Here is a 24365-nt window from a genome sequence, read left to right on the forward strand (position 1 = left end):
GGTTTAGCGGACGCTCCGTTAAGACCGGGTTACCGAAACTGCGCTGCAAAATGGCGCGTGGCAAATGAAAACGCCCGGGCGACAAACCCGGGCGGACTTAGCTTGCAATCAGGATTCAGTCTGGTCAGCCGCGACGGCGTCGACCACCGCGTCCGCCGCGCCCACGGCCTTCCTCACCTGCCTTGGCAGGGGCGCGGTTGAACTTGATCCACTCGCCGCCACCTTCGTCGTTGTTGGTCAGAAAGTTGGCGGCACGGATCGCTTCCATTTCCTTGCCCGCAAGGGGTTTGGTCGACCCCATGCCGAACGCCTGGACAAATGCTTCGTCGTCCATCCCCTCCGGCAAAACAATACCAGACGCTTCGACTTCGGCCCGCTTTTCAGCGATTTTCTTCGGGCCAACGGGCAGGGCGACAGGGTTCATGATGGCCGACGTCATGCCAGCACCCATGGCCATTGGCAGAAAGGCGTTGTTGATGCCGTGGCGGTTGGGCAGACCGAACGAGATGTTGGACGCACCGCATGTAGTGTTCACACCAAGCTCTTCGCGCAGGCGCCGCACAAGAGTGAACACTTGCAACCCAGCCGTCCCCATTGCACCAATCGGCATGACCAGCGGGTCGACAACGATGTCGTGCGCAGGAATGCCGAAGTCGGCAGCGCGTTCAACGATTTTCTTGGCGACGGCAAAGCGGACATCGGGATCTTCGGAGATACCGGTGTCGTCGTTCGAAATCGCGACCACGGGGACATTGTACTTTTTGACAAGGGGCAGGACCAGTTCAAGCCGCTCTTCCTCGCCGGTGACCGAGTTCAGCAGCGGGCGACCCTCGGCCGCGGCAAGTCCGTTTTCCAGCGCACCCGGCACCGAGCTGTCGATGCAGAGCGGGCAATCCGTGACCGCCTGGACAGTTTCGACAAGTTGCCTCATCAGTTCGGGCTCGACAAAGTTATTATCGGCATAGCGCGGGTCTTCGGCCATCTTGTTTGAGAATACGGCACCCGAATTGACATCAAGCACGGTCGCACCAGCCGCGACCTGCGCGAGAGCATCGGCTTGCACGCGGCTGAAATCGCCGCGCTCCAACTCTTCGTTCAGGATCTTGCGGCCCGTGGGGTTGATCCGTTCACCGATCACGCAAAAGGGTTGGTCAAAACCAATGAGGGCTGTCCTGGTTTTGGATTCGACGACGGTGCGTGTCATGGGTGCTGCCTTTGTGCATGTGATTGGCGAAGTGTTGATCCGATTCCCGCAGTGCTGCGCAGGTCAAAACGACGTCTCGCGGATTGGATAAGACACCTACCGCGCATAGACGATCTGCGCGAGAGGGGTGGCGATGAAACCTTTTCAGGACCGTTATGAGCCAGACGCGCGTGCCGCCGCGGGCACTGCTGACGCGCCGCCATTTTCGATTGCCCAGTTTGCGTTGGTCTTGATCCCCCCAAGGGGGAAAAAGTGAACCTGCGCGATGTTGAAATCAGGGTTGGCCGCCTTGTGCGCGGCAAGCTCTGAAACCACGTCGGTCGGTTCAAAGGGAAGCAGCAGCTTCGTCACGTCCTTTGCCCGGCGTTGCAGCACACGCAACGAGGGGCCGACGCCGCAGGCGATGGCAAACTTGACCATCGTCTGCAGCTTGGCCGGTCCGGCAATCCCAATGTGGATCGGCAAGTCGATCCCCGCCGCCGTCAGGCTGTCGGCCCATGTGATAATCGGACGTGCTTCAAACGCAAACTGTGTGGCGATGGCCATATCAGCATCCGTGCGCTCAGAGAATTTCTGTTTCCATTGAAGTGCTTCATCGACGTTCTTCATGCTTCCATCAGCGTCGATATCCTTGTTTCCCTCTGGATGGCCCGCAACGTGAAGACGTTTGAAGCCCGCGCGATCAAAGGCACCGGTTTCCATGAGCTGCATGGAACTGTGAAGATCGCCATGAGGCTGATCAACGCCGCCCGCCAGAAGAAGCGCCTGATCGACACCGGCCTCGCCCTGATACCGGGCGATCCAGTCCGCGAGCGTAGCCGCGTCCTTGATGATACGCGCCGGAAAGTGCGGCATGACGGTAAAGCCCTCACCGGCCAAGCGCCGGGCGGTGGCGACCATGTCCTCGATGGGCGTGCCTTCGATATGCGCGATGTAGACGCGGGTGCCGACCGGCAGGATCGCGCGGAAATCTTCCACCTTCTGCGCGGTGCGCGGCATGACTTCGATGGAGTACCCTCGCAGGAACGCCTCGACCTCGGGCGAAAGGGTGCCAGCCACCGGGCCGTCGTCGCGTTTGAAGTTCAGCAATGCCATGGCGGCACCTCCCAGTTGCCGGGACCTGGGGTCAGGCCCACCCTTCATTGTCGATCAGCGCCTTGATACGCGCCTGATCATACTCTTTTTCAAGCCGCACAGCCTCGGCTTCGGCCACTTCGGCCGGATCGCCTTCGACCGGATACGGAGCGGCCTTGCGCCATTCGGCGAGGTAGGCGTCAGCGTCCTTGGCGTTCACTTTCATCGCAGCGCGGTCAATGGCTTGCTCGAACCGTTCCTCGAGCTGACGTTTCGAACCACGACGCCCTTTGCCCACGATCACCTGGGCCGGGATGTCTCGCCAATAAACAATCGTGACGTCAGGCATGTGATTCCTCCAATTCAGCTTCCCTCATACGCCAGGATGCCGCTGCTCAAGGACCCGTTTTCGACAAAGATAACGGAGTTTGCGACGCGTGAACGATCCATAAGATCCGTAATATCTCAGGCCAGCATCACAAGCGTGATTTCTTGTTGAAGCTGGCGGCAGAAAAACTGAGGGTCGTGAGTGGGATAGGGCAGCGAGAAAACTGATGGTGATACAAGTAGACGCGTACAGGATTGCCTATATGGCGGTTCCGAAATGTGCATCTTCGAGCGTCAAACGCGCGCTTGCAGAACTCGACCCACAAATCGACACAGCGTCGCTCGAAGTTCCCACATCCAATGAGAATTCCAAGTGGCACGCGGTCTATCCAACCCAGCGGTTTCGCCCCCATCGTTGGGAAAAGGTTCCGGATGACTGGTTTGGATTTACGGTTGTCCGGGATCCTCTGAAACGGCTGATTGCTTGTTACACCGACCGTGTCGTGACGCGCCGCGAACTTCATAATTCGCCCAGGATAAGAAGCGGTCAGGTCAATCTGCCTGCGGATCCTGACCCTGATTTTTTTCTGCAAAATCTGGGGGCGTATCGTGACGCGTCTTCGGTCATAAAGCACCACACAATGCATATCTGGCTGTTCACCGGCCCAAAGCTGGAAAAGTACCAAAAAGTCTACAAAATCGAGGACCTCGAGACGCTGCGAGGCGATCTTGCCGAGTGGACACAAACCGACGTGGCGTTCGCAAGCGAAAACAAAAGCGACATCTCACTGGATATCGACGATCTGTCGGACCAGACCCTCGCGTCCTTGGGCCCCTGGTTGCGCGAGGAATACGCTTTTTTAAAGGACCACTACGCGCAAACCCGTTGATATCGGGTGAGGGTTTTGAACCCACTTGCGTGAATGCGTCGCAGGACATATCGTCAAACTAACCCGTTATGAAAGGCGCAGAATATGGCGCCACAGCGTCCCCGAGGTGCGGGCGCGACAAAGACCAAAGGTCCCCCAGCGGGGGCCAAGCCCGTGCCGCGTGCCCCAGGATCGCCCGAGCTTTACGCCGCGCTTGATCTGGGTACGAACAGTTGTCGCATGTTGATTGCCGAGCCGCGAGGCGCGGGCTTTCATGTTGTCGACAGTTTCTCGAAATCCGTGCAGTTGGGTCTGGGCCTTGAAAGGTCTGGCAAACTGTCACGCGGATCCATGACGCGCACTGTGCAGGCGATGCGCATTTGCCAGCAAAAGCTGAAGCGTCACAAGGTCAAGCGCATGCGCCTTGTTGCAACAGAAGCGTGCCGCCGCGCTGTCAACGCACTTGAATTTGTCCAACGTGTGCATCGTGAAACGGGTCTGCGCCTCGATATTATCGAGCCGGAGGAGGAGGCGCGGCTCGCTGTGATCTCCTGCGCGCCGCTGGTCAGTCCCAAGACTGAAAACCTGCTGGTGGTCGATATCGGCGGTGGCTCGACAGAATTGGTGTGGATCGACCTGTCGGCTGTGCCGCGCCCGGATCGCCCCCAAGCCATCATGCGGTTGCATTCCGGCTTCAAACAGGCGGCCTCGGATATTCCAGAGGCGCGTGTGGTGGACTGGATCAGCGTCCCCCTTGGGGTCGCCACCCTGCGCGAGCAGTTCAATGATGTGGACGACGATTCCGCCCGCTTTGCCCTAATGAGCTGGTTTTTCGAGGAAAACCTGGCCGACTTCTCACCCTACCACGCCACGGAACCGACCGAGCGCTTCCAGATCATCGGAACATCCGGCACCGTGACCACGGTCGCGGCGTCCCACTTGGGTTTGAAGCGCTATGACCGGACCAAGGTGGATGGTTTGCGGATGACATCGGACCAGATCGACACTGTGATCCGGTCCTATCTGGCGATGGGGCCGGGTGGGCGGCGTGCTGACCCACGGATCGGATCGGACCGTCACGCCCTGATCATGTCAGGGGCTGCGATCTTGCAGGCCCTCATGCGCTGCTGGCCAACCAACCGTCTGTCCGTCGCGGACCGTGGCCTGCGCGAAGGGCTGCTCTACGCACAGATGAGTGCCGATGGCGTGCTCGATGATCAGATGATCTGATGCGCGCCTTGCATCTTTGGGTCATCGCATCGTGAAACAGTGCAAATGGTGTTAAACTGACAGCCGCTTGATGCGACCTCCAAGGCAAGATATCGCGCAGACAAAAGGACAGGTGACACCGTGGCCAAAACTCCCACAGGCAAAAACACATCCGGGCGCGGACAACGGGACCTCAAGGTCAAGGTCAAGACGGCGCGCGGGCGCAAGCTGTCGTCGACGCGCTGGTTGCAACGGCAGCTGAACGATCCTTATGTCAAACGGGCGCAGGCCGAAGGGTATCGGGGGCGCGCGGCGTTCAAGATCCTTGAATTGGATGACAAGTATCGCTTTCTCGTGCCCGGCGCGCGGGTCGTCGATCTGGGCGCGGCACCGGGTGGCTGGTGTCAGGTCGCGGTCAAACGGGTGAATGCCCTGGGTGAAAAATCCGGCAAGTCCGTCGGCACGATCCTGGGTATCGACCTCCAGGAAATGGAGCCGATCGCAGGCTGCGAACTGCACCAGCTGGACTTCATGGAGGACGACGCCGATTTGCAGGTCAAGGACTGGCTCGGCGGCAAGGCCGATGTCGTCATGTCCGACATGGCCGCCGCGTCCTCGGGCCACAAACAGACGGACCACCTGCGCATCATCTCGCTCTGCGAAGCGGCGGCCTACTTTGCCTTCGACGTGCTGGATGATGGTGGCACATTCGTCGCCAAAGTGCTGGCGGGTGGGGCGGAAGGCAGCTTGCAACAGCTGCTCAAACAGCGCTTTGCAAAAGTGGCGAACGTCAAGCCGCCAGCATCACGCGCGGACAGTTCGGAAAAGTTCGTGGTTGCAACCGGGTTTCGCGGTGGCGTCGATTAGGTGAGCGGTAAGCGGAATGCGCTACGCAGTGCCGTCTTCGCCTCAATGTGCACAACCCTGTTTGCTGGCTCGCGCTTTGACAGCATCACCGCCTGAGCGACGCCAGAGCTGCAGCTTGCAACCTCGCCCAGGAGTCGCGCTCTGCTCGTTCAGGGCGGTATGCCGCGACCTTCGCCAGACGTTGCTGGCGCATCAATTCAAAGAGCCGCATGTGCGGTGTGGTATGGGAAAGCACCGATTTCATGCGCGAAACATGCGCGCACAATTCGGCCCAATGATGAAGTCAACAAGGCAAAGACGTGGCGCCGCGCGATCAGATCGACAGACGAGCCGCGTGCGTTCCGCGTTCGCGGTACGGCGTCGTGTCGTAATGCGCCCGGTAGCATTTCGAGAAATGCGACGGTGAGGCAAATCCACAGGCCAACGCCACATTGATCACGCTCATATCCGTCTGCATCAACAGATTGCGGGCCTTCTGCAGGCGCAATTCCATGTAATACCGCTTCGGACTGCGGTTCAGATAACGGCGGAACAGACGTTCGAGCTGCCGGGTCGACATGCCGACATCCTTGGCCAGGATCGACGGGCTGATCGGCTCCTCGATGTTTTGCTCCATGATCTGGATGACCTGGCTCAGCTTGGGATGGCGGACGCCGATGCGCGTCGGAACGGACAGGCGCTGCGTGTCCTGATCGGTCCTGATCGAGGAATAGATTAACTGATCGGCGACGGCGTTTGCCAATTCTTCGCCGTGATCGTCAGCAATCAATTTCAGCATCAAGTCTATGGAGGAGGTGCCGCCGGCTGTCGTCAAACGCTTTTCATCCACGACAAACACGGATTTTGTCAGCTCAACGTCCTGAAATTCTTCAGAAAAGCTGTCCTGATTTTCCCAATGGATCGTGGCCTTCTTGCCGTCCAGCAGCCCGGCCTTCGCCAATGAATACGCCGCGGTACACAGACCCGCCATCGGAACGCCCTTGCGCGCCTCACGACGCAACCAGCCCAACAGACGTTTGGTGGTTGCCGCCTGCACGTCGATGCCACCGCACACCATAACAACATCATCGCGCGTCAACTCGTCCAGATCGCCGTCCAGCTTGAACCCCGTCCCGGCCGAGCAATAGGCGGCCTCGCCGCCTTCGCCGATGATCTTCCAGGCGTACAGCTCACGGTCCGCCATGCGATTTGCAATCCGCAGGCTCTCAAGCGCAGCTGAGAAGCACAGCATCGTAAAATTATCGAGAAGGACAAACACGTAACGCTTGGGTTTGTCGACCTCTTGGCGGGTCTCTTTGGCCGGGCGAGAAAGCGACATCGCGGCACGCATCCTGTTGTCTTTGCCGGGCGTGAGTGACCCGGGTGTTTTGCCAGCCTGATCACGGCGCAAACGCCACGTCAAGAGGGCGCAATTGTGATATGGTGTCCGCCCGAGACCTTTTGTATAGAGGTCCGCGGTCACGTGACCGCTAACAGCTTATTGCGGAGAGAGAAGATGAGCGATTGGACGAAATCTGACTGGCGCGCCAAGCCCCGGATCCAGATGCCCGATTATACCGACGCTGCGGCACTGAACGCGGTCGAGGCGCAGCTTTCGAAGTATCCTCCGCTGGTTTTTGCAGGCGAGGCGCGGCGGCTAAAAGCACATCTCGCCGATGCCTCACGTGGTGACGCATTCTTGCTGCAGGGCGGGGATTGCGCAGAAGCGTTTGACCAGTTCAGCGCCGACAGCATCCGCGACACGTTCAAGGTCATGCTGCAGATGGCGATGGTGCTGACCTATGGCGCGAAGGTGCCGGTGATCAAACTGGGCCGCATGGCTGGCCAGTTCGCCAAGCCGCGCTCGGCCCCGACCGAGGTGGTGGATGGTGTGGAACTGCCCAGTTACCGCGGCGACATCATCAACGAACTGGCCTTTACCCCCGACGCGCGCATCCCGGACCCGAAGAAGATGCTGCAAGCCTACACCCAGGCGGCAGCCACGCTGAACCTGCTGCGCGCGTTTTCCACCGGTGGGTTCGCTGACATGAACATGGTGCATTCCTGGACCCTTGGATTTGCCGACGGGCAGGGGACAGAGAAATACCGTGAGATTGCAACGCGCATTCAGGACACAATCGACTTCATGGCCGCTGCGGGCATTGATGCGGACACAACGCATGAATTCTCGTCGGTCGAATTTTACACCAGCCACGAGTCGCTGCTGCTGGAGTATGAGGAAGCGCTGACACGTATCGACAGCACCACCGGCAAGTGGCTGGCTGGGTCTGGCCACATGATCTGGATCGGGGACCGAACGCGTCAGCCAGATGGGGCGCATGTGGAATTTGCCCGCGGCGTGCAAAACCCCATCGGTCTGAAATGCGGCCCCACCACCACGGCCGAGGATCTGAAGGTTCTCATGGCCAAGCTGAACCCCGAAAACGAAGCAGGGCGTTTGACCCTGATCGCACGCTTTGGGGCAGGGTCGGTGGGTGAACACCTGCCGCGCCTGATCAAAGCGGTTCAGGAGGAGGGCGCCAATGTCGTCTGGGTCTGCGACGCAATGCACGGCAACACGATCAAGTCATCGACCGGCTACAAGACGCGTCCGTTTGACAGCGTACTGCGCGAAGTCCGCGAGTTCTTTGGCGTCCACGCAGCCGAAGGCACAGTGCCAGGCGGCGTGCACTTCGAGATGACCGGTCAGGATGTGACCGAATGCACCGGCGGCGTGCGCGCCGTCACGGAAGAAGACCTGAGCGATCGGTACCACACGGCCTGTGATCCACGTCTGAATGCGTCACAATCGCTGGAACTGGCCTTCCTGGTGGCCGAAGAGCTGTCGCAGCTGCGCGCCACACGGGCCAAGGCACGCGTGGCCAGCTGACAAAAGAAAACGCTCCGGTCAGATTGATCCGGAGCGCACTTCTTTACTCACCAGCCCGACTAGCGGTCTTCTGACTTGACCAGCCGCAGATACGGCACGTCAGACCGCGGTGTTGTTGTCTCAAACGTCTTCTGGCCTTCTGCAAATCCATCCATCCGCGCGAGTTGCGCATCTCGTTTCGGGGCGGGCTTGACCGGCTCCGGCATCGTGGACGGTGCCGAGATTGGCCGAATGCGCGCACCAACCACGTTGAAGCGGCGTGGAGTGTGACCGATGTCGCCATGGGCCACGAAGCAACCAAGAATCCGGCTGACGTCGCCCAGGTCGCTTTTGAGCGGCAAAAGCAGCAGCCGCGCATCCATCTGCGGTTTTGCAACTGTGGTCTCGGCGCTCATGCGCAGTTCGCATACAGCAGGGCGCTGGCAGACATCTTCGATCGCGTCCGAGATTTGGCGGCGGCACGGCGGCGTGATCAAGGATGTCAGCGGCATTCCGCGCACTTCCATGCCCATCAGATCGCCCAGATGGCTGCCTGCGATGCGAATGCGGGCCATGCCGGGTGCGACCCGCTCCAGAACAAAGGTGTATTCCAGCGCAGACTCGATTCCACGCGGGTCAATCTCGGATCGCTTGGGCATCAGCCGCACACCGCGCAAGCCTTCCCAATACGCCTCTACCTGCGAAATCGCGGAAAAACCAATCTCTGCACGAAACTCTGTCATAGCGAATACATTGTGCGGGTTCCGCTCTGATTTGTCCATCTGTACATACTCTCGCTGCGTCGTAGCGCTGTTCTGTGGCGCCGTTGATGCAAAACATATCAAATTTGATCGGCTCCGCCCGCTGAAAGCTAACAAATGGTTAATCCCGGTCCGTCCCCGCGGGGACAGGTCTCGTGGCTTGCTCCGCCCACGACTTCCCCCTAAACGCATGAGCATGACGAAAAAAAGCCAAGACGCCGCGCTGCGGTCCATGACCGGGTTTGCAGCTCTGACCGGCACAGCCCAACCGTTTCGCTGGGCGTGGGACATCCGCAGTGTGAATGGCAAGGGTCTTGATCTGCGCCTGCGGGTTCCTGACTGGATTGACGGGCTCGAGGCCGCGCTGCGTCCGCTGGTGGCGAAACGTGCCAAGCGCGGCAACGTTACGCTGTCATTGCGCATAACCCGCGACGACGCATCTGTCGGACTGTCGCTGAACGCTGATACGATGCGGATCGTCGTCAAAAACCTGCTCGCGATTGAGGCTGAGGCGATGGAGCAGGGCCTCTCGCTGGCCCCCTCGCGGGCGACCGACATTGCCGTGATGCGCGGCGTCATGGATGCAGGGTCTGCCCAGGACGACCCTGCGCCCTTGCGCGCGGCCCTGGTGGCCGAGGTGCCCGCGCTGCTTGATGCCTTCGACGACATGCGCGCCCGTGAGGGTGCCGCATTGCAAGAGGTTCTTTTGGCCCAGCTCTCGGATGTCGAAACGTTGACAGAACAGGCGGCCCAGCTGGCCGAGGCACGCAAGGACGACGTCGCCGCGACCCTCAAACGCAACCTCGGGCGCGTCTTGGACAATACGGACGGCGCAGACCCCGATCGCGTCGCGCAAGAGCTCGCGCTGCTTGCCGTCAAGGCGGACGTCACCGAAGAGATCGACCGGTTGCACACCCATGTTCAGGCGGCGCGCGCGCTGCTAAGCGATGGCGGGACGGTAGGGCGCAAGCTGGATTTCCTGATGCAGGAGTTCAACCGCGAGGCCAACACCCTGTGTTCCAAGGCGCAGAACGCCGAACTGACGGCAGTTGGGCTGGCGTTGAAAGCCCTGATCGACCAGATGCGCGAACAAGTCCAGAACGTGGAATAAGAGATGTCACACGCCCCGACCCGCCGCGGTCTTCTGATCATCCTCAGTTCGCCGTCTGGCGCGGGCAAAAGCACCCTGGCACGGCGCCTGCGGGACTGGGACCCGGCCCTTGGCTTTTCGGTGTCGTCTACCACCCGCAAACCGCGCCCGGGTGAGGTCGATGGGGAGCATTACCACTTCGTGACCGAAACCGCTTTCAAGGGCGATGTTGCACAGGGCGAGATGCTGGAACACGCGCACGTCTTCGGCAATTTCTATGGCTCGCCCAAGGGCCCGGTCGAGAACGCGATCAACAAAGGGCGTGACGTGCTGTTTGATATCGACTGGCAGGGCGCGCAGCAGATCACCAACTCGGCCCTCGGCCAGCACACCTTGTCGATCTTTATCCTGCCTCCCTCCATTGCTGAACTGCGCCGCCGCCTGGAAAACCGCGCACAGGACGACGCCGACACCATTTCGCGGCGGATGCAAAAAAGCTGGGACGAGATCAGCCACTGGGGCGGCTACGACTATGTTCTGGTCAACGATGATCTCGACACCACCGAAGCGCAGCTAAAAACCATCATCACCGCCACGCGCCTGCGCCGCCTGCAGCAACCGCAGCTGACGGACCACGTGCGCGCCTTGCAATCCGAATTCGAGGAGCTGACATGACCCTCTACGCCTTGGGCGACGACCGCCCACAGATCGCCGATGACACATGGGTCGCGCCGGATGCCAACCTGATCGGCAAGGTCATTCTGGAAGAAGCGGCAAGCGTCTGGTTCGGCTGCACCATCCGCGCCGATCACGAGGACATCCGCATCGGCGCCGGCACCAATGTGCAGGAAAACTGCGTCATGCACATCGACGCAGGCTTTCCCCTGACCATCGGGCCGGGCTGCACCATCGGGCACAAGGTCATGCTGCATGGCTGTAACATTGGCGAAAACAGCCTGATCGGGATGGGCGCGACCGTGCTGAACGGCGCCAAGATCGGGAAGAACTGCCTGATCGGGGCAGGGGCCTTGATCACGGAAAACAAAGAGATTCCCGACGGATCGCTGGTGATGGGCGTGCCGGGCAAAGTGGTGCGCGCATTGGACGAACAGGCGATCGAGGGCCTGCGCGCCTCGGCGCTGCATTATCAGGACAATATGCGCAGGTTCCGCGACGGGATGGTGAAGGTGTCAGGCTGATGCCGCATTGCGAACTCAGCTATTCCAGCGATCTGGAGATCGACGCCAAAGCCATGCTGGCGCAGGTGGAAGCCTGCATTCTGCGCCATGACGGCGGCGCGGGCGAGACGAAGGGCCGGGCATATCCCGCGCCGGAGTTCCTGCACACACATCTCAAGGCGTCGGTCGCCCTCTTGGCCAAACCGCATCGCGGTGCGGAATTCACCGCCGCGCTGCAAAAGGACCTTGTCGACGTGATCTCGGCCCACCTGCCGCGCCCTTGCTGGCTAAGCGTCGACATCACCTTCAGTTCACAAACCTATCACACGGAATTCCTGGAATGACTGCGAACAACAAGGGCTCGCTGATGCGGCCCACACCCTTGCCCGAAAGTGCGTCACGCCCGGTCGTCACACCGCTCAGTCCGTCGGTGGTTTACGCGTCGGACACGCCGGACATGCTGGATGCGCAATATGATGGCGACCTGCACGGCTACACCTACAGTCGGGAAGGGCACCCGAATGCCGATGTGGTGGCACAAGCCATCGACCGGATGGAAGGGGCACCGCATCTGGGTGTGCTGACGTCCTCGGGCATGGGTGCGGTATCTGCTGTGTTGCTGGGGCTCCTCAAAGCCGGGGATCACGTGATCGGCGGCAACCAGCTTTACGGTCGCAGCCTGCGCATGATGGCCGAAGACCTGCCGCGTTTGGGTATTGAAACGTCGATGGTCGATCCGGGGGATGTTGACGCTGTGCGCGCGGCCATGCGCCCCGAGACGAAGATGATCCTGGTCGAGGTTGTGTCGAACCCGACCCTTCGCGTGGCGGATGTGCTGGGCCTGTCGGCACTTGCGAAAGAGGCGGGCGTCCTGTTCGTGATCGACAACACCTTTACCACACCCCGCGCGTTCAAGGCATTCGATCACGGCGCCGACATCGTCATCCACTCACTGACCAAGCTGCTGTCGGGCCATTCTGACGTGATGCTTGGCTATGTCGCCGCGCGAGACAAGGCGACCAACGACCGACTGCGCGTGTTCACCGTGACAGCTGGCATGACGCCCAGCCCCTTCGACTGCTGGCTGGCCGAACGCGGTCTGCTCAGCTTCGATCTGCGCTATGACCGGGCGCAGGCGACCGCGGCCGTTCTGGCAGAACACCTGGGCGGCTTGAAAGGCGTCAAGCGCGTGATTTACCCCGCGCGGCACGACCATCCCGACCACGCGCGCGCCGAGGCGCTGCTCAAGGGCCAGTATTGCAACATGGTCAGTTTCGAAATCGACGGCGGACGCGCGGCGGCCAATGCCTTTGCCCGCGGTGCCGAAGGCTTGAACTTCGCACCCACCCTCGGTGACGTCGGCACAACGATCTCCCACCCGGCGTCATCCTCGCACCGGGCGCTGACGGCAGAGAAACGGGCGGAACTGGGCATGTCCGAAGGGTTTTTTCGCGTTTCCGTCGGCCTGGAGGAGCCCACTGCGCTGTGCGACGTCTTCAGCCGCGCGGTTGAGGCTGCGGTTGGCTAAGAGGGCACTCCATGGGCAACGATGTGTTGGACGCGCTGCTGGCCGCCTTTCCGCTGCCCACGCTGGCCATTGACGGAACGGAACGGATCGTCGCCGCAAATGCCGAGGCGCTGACGCTGATCGGGCAACAGGCGCTTGGTCGGAACTATGTCACCATGCTGCGCCAGCCTGCGCTTCTGGATGCAGTCGAGGCGACGTTGCAGGACGGGCAGCCGCGCGGCACCAGTTATCTGGGCAACGACGGGGCCCAGGACACGACGTTCCGCGTCAGTATCCGCGCGGTGTCCCGCATTGGCCGAAATGCAGGCGGCGCCGCTGTACTGGTGTTCGAGGACATCACACATGTCGAACAGGCCAGCCAGATGCGCCGCGACTTCGTTGCCAATGTCAGTCATGAACTGCGCACGCCGCTGACGGCCCTGATGGGGTTCATCGAAACCCTGCGTGGCCCGGCCCGAGACGATGCGGCAGCGGCAGAGCGGTTTCTGAACATCATGCAGGACGAAGCGGAGCGTATGAACCGGCTCGTTGGTGATCTGATGTCGCTGAACCGGGTGGAAGGGGATGAGCGTGTGCGCCCGACCGAAGCTGTGGTTCTGAACGACATCCTCGATTCGACCCTGCGCACCCTGCGGTCCCTGGCCGAAGAAGCAGGCGTTACCTTCGAACGGGAATTCAACGGCGATCCCGTCTATGTCATGGCGGACGCGGATCAGTTGAAGCAGGTGTTTACCAACCTGATCGAGAACGCGATCAAATACGGCGGCACCGGGGAGCGGGTGACCGTGCGCATGACCAGCAGTGCCCGAGAACCCGCGCTGCGGGCGCCCGGTGTGCGCGTGCAGATCGTGGATTACGGCCCCGGCATCGACCCCGTGCACCTGCCGCGGATCACAGAACGCTTTTACCGCGCCGATGATCACCGCAGCCGTGCGCTTGGGGGCACCGGGCTGGGCCTTGCCATCGTAAAACACATCATCAATCGCCACCGCGGGCGGCTTCGGGTGCAAAGCACGCTGGGTGAGGGTGCGACGTTTACGGTGATCCTTCCGGTGCAGACCGTCTGAGATGCCAGATACCGCATCGCGGCGCGCCGCTGCGCAGGACATTCCCGTTTGAAGGGTGGGTCGGACCCTTGAACGACACAGCCGATTCTTCACAAACTGTCTGATCTTGCTGAGAAACTCGATTTTCTCCATGGAATTTGTCGAGTTGTTGAGGTCACTTGTGTTAGGAAAATGGTCGGTAAAACAATGTGTTGCGGGATCATGTAACGAAAAAGCCGGTTGCTTTTGCCAAAGATGTCTATTGTCATACGCCTGTTACAAAACCGACACAAAAGCTGCGCCTATGTCGCCTAAACGGGCGGCTAAGGTCCTCATGGGGGGGATCACCTATAATATGCTCAAACAGGAGACATTCATGTCCTTTGTGAAACTCACCACATCGGCATTGGCCCTTTCGGCCATGGCTGCAACCGCCGCTGTGGCGCGTGACCAGGTTCAAATCGCCGGGTCGTCCACCGTTCTGCCCTACGCTTCGATCGTTGCGGAACTCTTCGGCGACAACACCGATTTCCCGACGCCGGTCGTTGAATCGGGCGGCTCCTCGGCGGGCCTCAAGCGGTTCTGCCAGGGCGTTGGCACCGAGCACACCGACATCGCAAACGCATCGCGCGCCATCCGCGATAAGGAAATCCAGGCCTGCGCAGAAGCGGGTGTGACCGACATCATCGAAGTGCGCATCGGCTACGACGGCATCGTGTTCGCCAGCCAGATCGACGGCCCCGCCTACACAGCCTTCACCCCGTCGGACATCTTCAATGCTCTGGCACCGCAAGTGATGGTTGACGGCGAACTGGTCGACAACCCTCACACGCAATGGTCCGACTTCAACGCCGACCTGCCTGCCGATGACATCCTGGCCTTCATCCCAGGCACCAAGCACGGCACACGTGAAGTGTTCGAGGAAAAAGTGATCGCCGCAGGCTGCGAAGCCACAGGCGCCATGGAAGCCATGATCGCTGGCGGCATGTCCGAGGATGACGCCGAAGACGCGTGCCTGAGCGTGCGCACCGACGGTCGTTCGGTCGACATCGACGGTGATTACACCGAAACTCTGGCTTCGATCGACGCCAACGCCAACGCCATCGGCGTGTTCGGTCTGGCCTTCTACGAAAACAACACCGACAAGCTGAAAGTGGCAACCATGTCGGGCGTTGAGCCGACCACAGAAACCATCGCAGCCGGTGAATACCCCGTGTCGCGTCCGCTGTACTTCTACATCAAGAAGGCCCACATCGGCGTGATCCCCGGCCTGAAAGAGTACGCTGAGTTCTTCGTGTCCGACGCAGTTGCTGGCCCCTCCGGCCCGCTGGCCGCCTATGGCCTGGTGTCCGATCCAGAGCTGGCCGCTACTCAAGCGATGATCGCTGACGAGCAAACAATGGGCGGCGGTTCCTGATCTGATCACAGATCATACCCATGCCAAGACAAACGACCGGGCGGCTCCACCGCCGCCCGGTTTCTGCTTTCAAGACCGCCTGAGACGCGGCCTTAGCACTTTGGGGGACATATGCCTGTTTTCTGGCTCACGCTGATCGTATTGGCGATCTCGGCAGTTGGGTTCGTCCTGGGGCGGCGCCGCGCGCTGGCCAGTGCGGATGGCGACAGTCGCAACCTGCACTCATTGCCGGTCTACTACGGTTCCAACGCGTTTATGAAATCTGTCGTTCCGGCGTTGGGCCTCATGTTCGTGTGGCTCTTGGTTCAACCGCTTTTCATTGACAACCGCATTTCCCAGATGATCCCTGATGCGGAGATTTCCGAGGGGTCCAACATCGGGTTGGTCATGTCAGAGGTGCGGCGCACCGCGGACGGTCTGCAAAACGCAGTCGACCTGGGCCTGATCGACGACGAGACAGCCAAGAACGCGCGCACGGATTTCACCGACATCACGCAGCGTCTGCGTGATGCGGGGCAGGTCGTAACGAACCAGATCACGCAAACGGTTCTGCGCGCCGCGCAAGCATACCGCGCGATGAGCCAGACCTCCAATCTGCTGATGACCATTGCGGTGCTCATTGTGGCTGTTGCAGGGGCCGCCTGGGGCATGATGGAAGGAAAAAAGGCGTTCCGCGCGCGAAACACGGTCGAGCAGGGCATTATGGCGCTGCTCATTGCCGCCGCATCGGTCGCCATTCTGACCACAATCGGTATTGTCCTGTCGCTGATCTTCAACACGATCGAATTCTTCAGCCTCTATCCTGCGTCCGAATTCTTCTTCCTTCTCGAATGGGCGCCCAGCTTCTCGGGGCGGGGCGGCGCGTCGAGCCTCGGCATCATCCCACTTCTGTGGGGTACACTTTACATTTCACTGGTGGCCTTGCTCGTGGCAGTGCCGATTGGACTTTTCGCCGCGATCTACCTGTCGGAATATGCCGGACCAAAGATGCGCGGCATTGCCAAGCCGCTGCTTGAAATCCTGGCCGGTATCCCGACCATCGTTTACGGCCTGTTCGCGCTTCTGACCATCGGTCCGATCCTCCTGTCGGTTTTTGGCGACAATGGCCTAGGTTGGATGCAGGGGCAGCGTGCGGTGCTGACGGCGGGTCTGGCCATGGGTATCATGTTGATCCCCTTTGTCAGCTCACTGTCAGACGACATCATCAACGCCGTGCCGCAGGCGATGCGCGACGGCTCCTACGGCCTGGGCGCAACAAAATCCGAGACGATCAAGCAGGTTGTGCTGCCTGCCGCCCTGCCGGGCATCGTGGGCGCGATCCTGCTTGCCGCCAGCCGCGCCATCGGTGAAACGATGATCGTGGTGCTGGGGGCTGGGGCTGCGGCGCGGCTCAGCCTGAACCCTTTCGAAGCAATGACCACTGTGACGGCCAAGATCGTGTCGCAGTTGACGGGCGACAGTGACTTTGCCTCGCCCGAGGCGCTCGTCGCCTTTGCCCTGGGCATGACCCTCTTCATCATCACGCTCGGGCTGAATGTCTTTGCCCTCTACATCGTGCGCAAATACCGGGAGCAATACGAGTAATGACCGACGCAGCCATGACACCCGAAAGCGCGCGACCGACAAAGTCGCTGGTCCACGAGGACGCGCGCACCAAGAAACGCAACGCGACCGAGCGCAGGTTCCGTGCCTATGGCATCGCTGCGATCTGTACCGGCCTGTTCTTCCTGCTGGCCCTGTTGGCCGCCATTCTGAGCGCGGGTCTGCCCGCCTTCCGTCAGGCGGTGGTCGAAGTGCCATTCACCATGACGCAGGAGCAATACGACGAAGCAGAAGGGGCCATGCTGAAGACGGCCATTTACACCGACTACTTCATCACGTCGCTGTCGGACACCATGCAGGCCGAGGGCGTTCAGATCGAATTCGACGAAGACGCTGTTGATCGCCTGCTGGGCAAGGTTGGTGGTGATCTGCGCGCCTATTACCGCGAGAACCAGGACCAGATCGGTGAACAGATCGGCTTTGAGCTGGCGGCGTCCTCCCGCGTGGATCGCTACCTGAAAGGCACGTTCACGCGCGACGACCTGCAAAGCGGCAACCGCTTCTTCATGCCGGAAGACTTCGACCTGATCGACGCCATGCAAGAGGCGGGATTGGTCAAACAGGTGTTCAACTGGAACTTCATCACGGGCGTTGATACCGGCGTGGACAACCCCGGCGGCGCCGGGATCGGGGCGTCTGTTCTGGGGTCATTCTTTATGATGCTGGTGGTTCTGGTGCTGAGCCTGCCGATCGGCGTCGCGGCCTCGATCTATCTTGAGGAGTTCGCGCCGAAGAACCGGTTCACGGACTTCATCGAGGTGAACATTGCAAACCTTGCCGCCGTGCCGTCCATCGTGTTCGGTATTCTCGGCCTCGCGGTCTTCATCCAGTTTGCGCACCTGCCGCAATCGGCGCCGCTGGTGGGTGGCTTGGTGCTGACACTGATGACGTTGCCGACGATCATCATTTCGACCCGTGCGTCGCTGAAGGCGGTGCCGCCGTCGATCCGGGACGCAGCGCTTGGGGTAGGGGCCTCGAAAATGCAATCAGTGTTCCACCACGTGCTGCCCCTCGCCGCGCCCGGTATCCTGACGGGCACGATCATTGGTCTGGCGCAGGCACTGGGTGAAACTGCACCGCTCCTGTTGATCGGCATGGTCGGTTTCGTGGCACGGTACCCCGACAGCTTTGTCGAGGGGTTCCTGGAACCGAACTCGGCAGTGCCTGCACAGATCTACAACTGGGCGGCGCGTTCCGACGCCGTCTTTACGGAAAAAGCCTGGGGCGGCATCATCGTGCTGCTCTTGTTCCTGATCACCATGAACACCATCGCCGTCATATTGCGGCGCCGGTTCGAACGCCGCTGGTAGGGGGCAAGCCCATGAATGATATGAGAATTGTGGAGAGAGACGTGGACCAAAACGACGTCAAGATCGCGGCCAAAGGCGTGCAGGTCTATTACGGGGACACACATGCCATCAAGGACGTGGATGTCGATATCGAGGACAAGACGGTCACCGCGTTTATCGGCCCGTCCGGCTGCGGCAAGTCCACTTTCCTGCGCTGTATCAACAGGATGAACGACACGATTGATGTATGTCGTGTGACGGGTGACATCCATATCGACGGCGAAGACATCTATGACACCAAGGTCGATCCGGTGCAGCTGCGCGCCAAGGTGGGCATGGTGTTCCAGAAACCAAACCCGTTCCCGAAGTCGATCTATGACAACGTGGCCTACGGTCCCCGCATCCACGGTCTGGCCAAGAACAAAGCGGAACTGGATGACCTGGTTGAAAAGTCCCTGCGCCGGGGCGCGATCTGGGATGAGGTCAAGGACCGGCTGGATGCGCCCGGCACCGGTCTGTCCGGCGGTCAGCAGCAGCGCCTGTGCATCGCGCGGGCCGTCGCGACCGAACCCGAAGTGCTGTTGATGGACGAGCCATGCTCGGCCCTTGACCCGATTGCCACCGCACAAGTCGAGGAACTGATCGACGAGCTGCGCCAAAGCTACTCGGTCGTTATCGTCACGCACTCCATGCAACAGGCGGCCCGGGTCAGCCAGAAGACTGCATTCTTCCACCTCGGCAACTTGGTCGAGTATGGTGAAACGGGACAGATCTTTACAAATCCCGTCGATCCACGCACCGAAAGCTACATCACTGGCCGCATCGGCTAAGGAGCAAAGCAATGCAAGACCAACACATCGCCTCGGCCTTTGACCGGGACCTTGAAGCGATCCAAGCCCAAATCATGAAAATGGGCGGGCTTGTCGAAAACGCGATCCTTGAGGCTGCCATCAGCCTCGAGACCCGCGATGAAGAGCGGGCGGAGCGGGTGCGCAAGGGCGACAAGGCCATCGATGAGCTTGAAGAGCTGATCAACGAGGAAGCGGCCCGCGTGATCGCGTTGCGCGCGCCCACGGCGGTTGACCTGCGGCTCGTGCTGTCGGTGATCAAGGTCAGCGCGAACCTGGAACGGATCGGCGACTACGCCAAGAACATGGGCAAACGGACCAGCGTATTGTCACAGATGGCGCCGGTGAATGACAGTGCAGGGGCCCTGCGCCGGATGGCGAAAGAGGTCGAACGGATGCTGAAGGACGCACTGGATTCCTACGTCGCTCGTGACGCGGAACTGGCGCAGGACGTCATCGACCGCGATACTGAAGTTGACCAGATGTACAACGCGCTGTTCCGCGAATTCCTGACCTTCATGATGGAAGACCCGCGCAACATCACCGCTTGCATGCACCTGCATTTCATCGCCAAGAACATCGAACGTATGGGCGACCACGTTACGTCAATTGCCGAACAGGTCGTATACTTGGTGACAGGCACGACCCCGGATGAAAACCGCCAGAAGGCGGACAAGACATCGCTTCAGGCCTAGGAGAACTACCAAATGTCCGTCGATCAACCCCGTGTCCTGGTTGTCGAAGATGAACCTGCGCAGCGCGAAGTGCTGGCCTATAACCTTGAGGCCGAAGGCTTTGCCGTGAGCCGCGCGCAAAACGGTGACGAAGCCTTGCTGCTTGTGGACGAGGACATGCCGGACATTATCGTGTTGGACTGGATGATGCCGAACCTCAGCGGCATCGAAGTGTGCCGCAGGCTCAAGATCCGGCCAGAGACTCGTGGCATTCCGGTCATTATGTTGTCCGCACGATCCGAGGAAGTCGACAAGGTGCGCGGGCTTGAGACTGGCGCCGACGACTACGTGGTCAAACCATATTCCGTGATCGAATTGATGGCGCGCGTGCGCAGTCAGTTGCGCCGCGTGCGGCCCGCAACCGTCGGCCAGCGCTTGGAATTCGACGACATCATTCTCGATGCCGAAAGCCACAAGGTGACGCGCGGCGCAGATGAATTGAAGCTCGGACCGACGGAGTTTCGTTTGCTCAGCACATTCATGGAGAAACCCGGTCGGGTCTGGAGCCGTGAACAATTGCTGGACCGTGTCTGGGGCCGGGACATCTATGTCGATACGCGGACGGTCGATGTGCATATCGGTCGGCTGCGCAAGGCATTGACGTATTTCGGAGGGAGCGATCCGGTGCGCACAGTGCGAGGCGCTGGGTATGCGCTCGGGTGAATAACGCGCTGGAAGCGCCTGATTTTAATCAGTTTCAGTATCTAGTATAATTACATAATGTGGATTATATGCTTTCTGGATAAAATGAGGAAAGCAAGCGGTATACGGCTTTGACGATGACGTATCGTCAATATCCCTCCCGTATTGCCCCCGTCTCTTGGCAGCCTCGAACATGCCGCCTAGGCTTGACCCGAATGACCGCTCGTTAACCGCGTGTCAGCATTTTGGGGGAAGCCATGGACATCAAAAACAAGGTTGTTGTTGTAACAGGCGCAGCAGCCGGCATCGGTCGCGCATTGTGCGAGGCGTTTGCCACTCAGGGCGCCGATACGGTTGTCTGTGCCGACATCGACATCAACGGGGCTGCGCAAACAGCACATTCTATCAATGGCTTGCCCAGAAAAGTTGATGTTTCCGTCGAGGCACAGATCGCCGATCTTGTTGAGGATATCGAAGCCTCCGTCGGCCCGATCGACATCTTTTGTTCCAACGCGGGTGTCTTGGTCGAAGGTGGCGCTGATGCGCCTGATGTCGAATGGCAGCGCCTCTGGGACATCAACGTCATGGCCCATGTCTGGGCCGCGCGCCATGTGGTGCCGCGGATGATCGCGCGCGGCGGCGGCTACTTGCTGAACACGGCATCTGCGGCGGGATTGCTGAACCAGATCGGATCGGCGCCGTACGGTGTGACGAAACACGCCGCTGTCGGGCTGGCGGAATGGCTGGCGATCACACATGGTGACGCGGGCATCAAGGTGTCCGTCCTGTGCCCGCAGGCGGTCCGCACCGCGATGACCGAGGGCCACGAGGACCACGTTGCCGCCATTGACGGGATGCTGGAACCTGCGGATGCGGCGCAGGCCTGTATGGACGCCATCAGGAACGAGACGTTTCTGGTCCTGCCGCACGCGAATGTCCGCAAATACATGCAACTGAAGACGGGCGACTACGACCGCTGGATCGCGGGTATGCAGAAGTTGAACCGGGCCTATTCTGGCTGAGCCTTGGGTGTGATCGGGCGGATCAACCCTTCCTGCGCGACGGAGGCGACAAGCCTGCCGTCCTTGTCGTAGATCATCCCACGGTTAAAACCCCTGCCCTTGCCCGACCACGGGCTGTCCATGGTGTAGAGATGCCAATCACAGAACGACGCTGGCGCGTGAAACCACATCGCGTGGTCCAGGCTGGCGGCCATGACGCGGCCCGTGAACCAGGTCTGGCCGTGCGGTCGCAGCGCCGTGCCCAGCAGGTTCAGATCGGACGCGTAAGCCAACAGACAGTGCTGCAATTGCGCGCTGATGCCGCGTGCGGCGGCCATCCGAAACCACAGATGACTGCGGTCATCCATCGGTTCGGGCGTAAAGAAATCGCGCGGCGCAACCTCGCGGATGTCGATGGGACGGGGGCGCAGGAACTCTTCGCGGTACTTTTCAGGGATGCGATCAACGACCGTCTCCCGCAACTCCTTGCGGTCGCTCAGATGCGCGGGCCCTTCGACCTCGGGCATCGGGTGTTGGTGCGCCCAGCCGTCTTCATCTGCATGGAACGAGGCGGACATGTTCAGGATCTGCCGTCCGTGCTGGATCGCAACAACCCGCCGTGTGGTAAAGCTGCCGCCGTCGCGGGCGCGGTCGACCTGGTAGATCACAGGGATGGATGGATCACCCGGTCGGATGAAATAGGCGTGCAGTGAATGGCACAACCGATCCTCGACCGTGCGATAAGCGGCGGCAAGCGCCTGACCGATCACCTGACCGCCGAAAATGCGCGTGGGCGTCTCGCCGCCCTGCCCCGTACCACGGAACAGATCGACCTCAAGCCGTTCAACCGCCAGAAGATCCAGCAAGGTCTGATGTGCATCTGTCATGTCAGCCGTCCTGTCACATCAACGCGCCATGCACCAGTGCCTTGAGTTCCGCGCGCGCCGGATAGCTGGAGGACGGGCTGAGTTGCGTAAACAGCACCGTGCTGATGTCGTGCACGCGGTCCACCCAGAAAAAGGTCGACGCCATGCCACCCCAACTGAAATCCCCGACGGACGACGGCACACGACTGCGCGCGGGGTCAATCACAACGGCACCGCCGATGCCAAATCCCATGCCTTCCATCGGTTGCTCGGCAAAGCTTGCCGGGCCAAGGCTGGCGATATCGCCGGGCAGATGGTTCGACATCATGAAATCCGCGGTCGAGGGCGAGATCAGCCCCTGCCCCCGCAGTCGCAAGCACTCGGCAAAGGTCATGTAGTCGTCGATGCTTCCGACAAGCCCGCCACCGCCGCTGAAACAGGTGGTGTGTCGAAAGGGCGAGCCATCGGCATCATCAAAGAGGCGCAGCGCAGGGTCATCCGCGGCCTGCGCGTTCAGGTCCATCGCATCGCCCGGCAGCGGAGTGTAAAGACTGGCAAACCGATCAAGCGCGCCGTCTGGAACGGCAAAGCCCGTATCGACCATGCCCAATGGGCCCAGAACGCGTTTCCGAAACACCTGGTCCAGCGTGTCGCCTGTGACCACTTCGATCACGCGCCCGATGACATCAATCCCGACCGAGTATTCCCAGCGCTGCCCCGGCGCAAAGGCAAGCGGCAGCGTCGCCAAGAGATCGCACTGCTCTGCCAACGTCCCTGCCGTGGGTTTGAAAAGCAGATCCAGCTCCTCCATCGCCTTTGGCACCACGCCCGGGTTGAACGGATAGCTCAGACCGGAACGATGCGTCAGCACTTGGTGCAGGGTGGGTGTCGGGCATGGATCGGTGTGCGCGATGTCACTGCCGTCAGGCCGCAGCGCGCGCATGTTCTCAAAGCCGGGCAAAAACCGTGACAGGGGCGCATCCAGGTGCAGACGCCCCTCCTCTGCCAGCATCATGAGGATGAGCGATGTGATTGGTTTGGTCATCGAATAGATGCGAGCCAGCGTCTCTCGATCAAATGGCGCGCCGCTGTCGAGGCCACGCACGCCGGACCTCACAAACAGAACCTCGCTGCCGTGTTGGCGGATCTGAACCGTAAGCCCTGCGAACTTCCCGGCCGCTGTATACCTGTCCGCCCAAGTCTGAATGCGGGACAGTCGGGCGGGATCAAGGGTCAGGGACATGTCACCACGATACGGCGCTGTGCGGTCTTGCCAAGGCAAAACGACCCTGCGTAGCATCGGCGCAACGGGAGGACCGGATGCTAACACTTTACTTCGCGCCACGGAGCCGCGCGGTCCGTGTGGCTTGGCTGCTGGACGAGATGGGGCTCGACTACGACCTTGTGTCCTACGATCTGGGCGATCCGGAGATGCGCAGCGCCGAGTTTCGCACGCAGGTGCACCCGATGGGCCGCGTGCCCGTGCTGGTCGATGATGATGTGCAAGTCATCGAAAGCGGCGCGATCCTCGAATATCTGCTGACGCGGCACGGCGATGGCCGCTTTCGACCTGCACCAGACAGCGCGGACTACCCCGCTTACCTGCAATGGCTACACTATGCCGAAGGTATGATCATGCCGCAGGTGAACAGTTATATGGTCGAGACGTTCTTTCTGCCGCCTGAACGGCGGTCAGAGGTGCACGCCGCGCGCGCCAAAAAGCTGATCGGTCAGATGCTGGTCCCGGTGGATGCGGCGCTGGACGGGCAGGACTACCTTGCTGGCGATTTTTCAGCGGCTGACATCATGACTGGCTCTGCTGCGATCAGTGCAAAGGGGATCGGGATCGACTTTGGGGGTATGCCCAACCTCGCCGCCTATATGGATCGGCTTGCGCACAGGGCCGCGTATCGTAGCGCGGCAGCGCTGTGATCCAAAGGACGCGTGCCGCGACGCGATGTATTT

General features: G+C 60.6%; 25 protein-coding genes. 18 read left to right on the forward strand and 7 right to left on the reverse strand.

All coding sequences use genetic code 11. The features are described 5' to 3' along the window. Positions 1-124: 124 nt before the first annotated feature. From BWR18_RS06995 to BWR18_RS07005, 3 genes are all read right to left on the reverse strand, one after another. On the reverse strand, positions 125-1204 hold the full coding sequence (locus BWR18_RS06995; protein ID WP_076627312.1) for a methyltetrahydrofolate cobalamin methyltransferase: 1080 nt from the start codon (positions 1202-1204) through the stop codon (positions 125-127). A 153-nt stretch (positions 1205-1357) separates the two neighbouring features. Further along, entirely contained in the window at positions 1358-2299 is a 942-nt protein-coding gene (locus tag BWR18_RS07000; protein WP_076627313.1) for a 5,10-methylenetetrahydrofolate reductase, read from the reverse strand. Positions 2300-2330: 31 nt separating this feature from the next. Beyond that, positions 2331-2627: a virulence factor gene (locus BWR18_RS07005; protein WP_076627314.1), complete on the reverse strand. Its 297-nt coding sequence runs from the start codon at positions 2625-2627 to the stop codon at positions 2331-2333. Between the two features lie 205 nt (positions 2628-2832). On the opposite strand from BWR18_RS07005, the gene BWR18_RS07010 reads away from it, so the two are divergent. The 3 genes from BWR18_RS07010 to BWR18_RS07020 all read left to right on the forward strand — a co-directional run bounded on the left by BWR18_RS07010 (position 2833) and on the right by BWR18_RS07020 (position 5550). Next, entirely contained in the window at positions 2833-3495 is a 663-nt protein-coding gene (locus BWR18_RS07010; RefSeq protein ID WP_083957659.1) for a sulfotransferase family 2 domain-containing protein, read from the forward strand. Positions 3496-3579: 84 nt separating this feature from the next. Next, positions 3580-4704: a Ppx/GppA phosphatase family protein gene (locus BWR18_RS07015; RefSeq protein WP_076627316.1), complete on the forward strand. Its 1125-nt coding sequence runs from the start codon at positions 3580-3582 to the stop codon at positions 4702-4704. A gap of 120 nt (positions 4705-4824) precedes the next feature. Further along, positions 4825-5550, forward strand: coding sequence for an RlmE family RNA methyltransferase (locus tag BWR18_RS07020; protein ID WP_076627317.1), 726 nt, complete (start codon positions 4825-4827; stop codon positions 5548-5550). A 313-nt stretch (positions 5551-5863) separates the two neighbouring features. Here BWR18_RS07020 and BWR18_RS07025 read toward each other — a convergent pair whose 3' ends face one another. Beyond that, positions 5864-6868 carry a GlxA family transcriptional regulator gene (locus BWR18_RS07025; RefSeq protein WP_076630174.1) on the reverse strand — a complete coding sequence of 335 codons (1005 nt, stop codon included), beginning with the start codon at positions 6866-6868 and terminating at the stop codon, positions 5864-5866. A 177-nt stretch (positions 6869-7045) separates the two neighbouring features. Here BWR18_RS07025 and BWR18_RS07030 point away from each other — a divergent pair, with 177 nt between their 5' ends. Further along, positions 7046-8419, forward strand: a complete 1374-nt coding sequence (locus BWR18_RS07030) for a class II 3-deoxy-7-phosphoheptulonate synthase (RefSeq protein WP_076627318.1) — start codon at positions 7046-7048, stop codon at positions 8417-8419. A 59-nt stretch (positions 8420-8478) separates the two neighbouring features. On the opposite strand, the gene BWR18_RS07035 is transcribed toward BWR18_RS07030, so the two are convergent. Continuing rightward, a complete protein-coding gene (locus tag BWR18_RS07035; RefSeq protein ID WP_254684947.1) occupies positions 8479-9141 on the reverse strand; it encodes a PAS domain-containing protein in 663 nt (220 codons plus the stop codon). Between the two features lie 214 nt (positions 9142-9355). Between BWR18_RS07035 and BWR18_RS07040 the strand changes: the two genes are divergently transcribed. The 13 genes from BWR18_RS07040 to BWR18_RS07100 all read left to right on the forward strand — a co-directional run bounded on the left by BWR18_RS07040 (position 9356) and on the right by BWR18_RS07100 (position 21555). Next, positions 9356-10270: a YicC/YloC family endoribonuclease gene (locus BWR18_RS07040; RefSeq protein WP_076630175.1), complete on the forward strand. Its 915-nt coding sequence runs from the start codon at positions 9356-9358 to the stop codon at positions 10268-10270. Between the two features lie 3 nt (positions 10271-10273). Further along, a complete protein-coding gene (gene gmk / locus BWR18_RS07045) occupies positions 10274-10924 on the forward strand; it encodes a guanylate kinase (protein WP_076627320.1) in 651 nt (216 codons plus the stop codon). Next, positions 10921-11448: a gamma carbonic anhydrase family protein gene (locus BWR18_RS07050; RefSeq protein ID WP_076627321.1), complete on the forward strand. Its 528-nt coding sequence runs from the start codon at positions 10921-10923 to the stop codon at positions 11446-11448. Before gmk ends, BWR18_RS07050 begins: the two co-directional genes overlap by 4 nt. Then, entirely contained in the window at positions 11448-11771 is a 324-nt protein-coding gene (locus tag BWR18_RS07055) for a hypothetical protein (protein ID WP_076627322.1), read from the forward strand. Before BWR18_RS07050 ends, BWR18_RS07055 begins: the two co-directional genes overlap by 1 nt. Beyond that, the gene (locus BWR18_RS07060) at positions 11768-12955 is read left to right on the forward strand and encodes a trans-sulfuration enzyme family protein (RefSeq protein WP_254684948.1); all 1188 of its coding nucleotides are present in this window, start codon (positions 11768-11770) and stop codon (positions 12953-12955) included. The genes BWR18_RS07055 and BWR18_RS07060 overlap by 4 nt, the downstream gene beginning before the upstream one ends. Before the next feature lie 11 nt (positions 12956-12966). After that, positions 12967-14022: a sensor histidine kinase gene (locus tag BWR18_RS07065; protein WP_076627323.1), complete on the forward strand. Its 1056-nt coding sequence runs from the start codon at positions 12967-12969 to the stop codon at positions 14020-14022. Between the two features lie 355 nt (positions 14023-14377). Then, positions 14378-15418: a substrate-binding domain-containing protein gene (locus BWR18_RS07070; protein ID WP_076630177.1), complete on the forward strand. Its 1041-nt coding sequence runs from the start codon at positions 14378-14380 to the stop codon at positions 15416-15418. Between the two features lie 111 nt (positions 15419-15529). Then, on the forward strand, positions 15530-17002 hold the full coding sequence (gene pstC / locus BWR18_RS07075; RefSeq protein ID WP_076627324.1) for a phosphate ABC transporter permease subunit PstC: 1473 nt from the start codon (positions 15530-15532) through the stop codon (positions 17000-17002). Next, positions 17002-18330 (forward strand): phosphate ABC transporter permease PstA, encoded by a 1329-nt coding sequence (gene pstA, locus BWR18_RS07080; protein ID WP_076627325.1) that lies wholly within the window; start codon positions 17002-17004, stop codon positions 18328-18330. The genes pstC and pstA overlap by 1 nt, the downstream gene beginning before the upstream one ends. A gap of 11 nt (positions 18331-18341) precedes the next feature. Further along, positions 18342-19139, forward strand: a complete 798-nt coding sequence (pstB, locus tag BWR18_RS07085) for a phosphate ABC transporter ATP-binding protein PstB (protein WP_076627326.1) — start codon at positions 18342-18344, stop codon at positions 19137-19139. A gap of 11 nt (positions 19140-19150) precedes the next feature. Beyond that, the gene (gene phoU / locus BWR18_RS07090; RefSeq protein WP_076627327.1) at positions 19151-19852 is read left to right on the forward strand and encodes a phosphate signaling complex protein PhoU; all 702 of its coding nucleotides are present in this window, start codon (positions 19151-19153) and stop codon (positions 19850-19852) included. A 12-nt stretch (positions 19853-19864) separates the two neighbouring features. After that, positions 19865-20554 carry a phosphate regulon transcriptional regulator PhoB gene (phoB, locus tag BWR18_RS07095; RefSeq protein WP_076627328.1) on the forward strand — a complete coding sequence of 230 codons (690 nt, stop codon included), beginning with the start codon at positions 19865-19867 and terminating at the stop codon, positions 20552-20554. Positions 20555-20790: 236 nt separating this feature from the next. Next, positions 20791-21555 carry an SDR family oxidoreductase gene (locus BWR18_RS07100; protein WP_076627329.1) on the forward strand — a complete coding sequence of 255 codons (765 nt, stop codon included), beginning with the start codon at positions 20791-20793 and terminating at the stop codon, positions 21553-21555. Here BWR18_RS07100 and BWR18_RS07105 read toward each other — a convergent pair. Further along, positions 21543-22421 (reverse strand): acyl-CoA thioesterase, encoded by an 879-nt coding sequence (locus tag BWR18_RS07105; RefSeq protein ID WP_076627330.1) that lies wholly within the window; start codon positions 22419-22421, stop codon positions 21543-21545. The two genes, BWR18_RS07100 and BWR18_RS07105, sit on opposite strands and share 13 nt — an antisense overlap. Before the next feature lie 13 nt (positions 22422-22434). Next, complete coding sequence (locus BWR18_RS07110; RefSeq protein WP_076627331.1) at positions 22435-23643, reverse strand: serine hydrolase domain-containing protein; 1209 nt, start codon at positions 23641-23643, stop codon at positions 22435-22437. A 77-nt stretch (positions 23644-23720) separates the two neighbouring features. On the opposite strand from BWR18_RS07110, the gene BWR18_RS07115 reads away from it, so the two are divergent. Further along, positions 23721-24332: a glutathione S-transferase family protein gene (locus BWR18_RS07115; protein ID WP_076627332.1), complete on the forward strand. Its 612-nt coding sequence runs from the start codon at positions 23721-23723 to the stop codon at positions 24330-24332. The last annotated feature ends 33 nt before the right edge of the window (positions 24333-24365 follow it).

Origin of the sequence: Tateyamaria omphalii, from assembly GCF_001969365.1 — a bacterium.
GTDB lineage: Bacteria > Pseudomonadota > Alphaproteobacteria > Rhodobacterales > Rhodobacteraceae > Tateyamaria > Tateyamaria omphalii_A.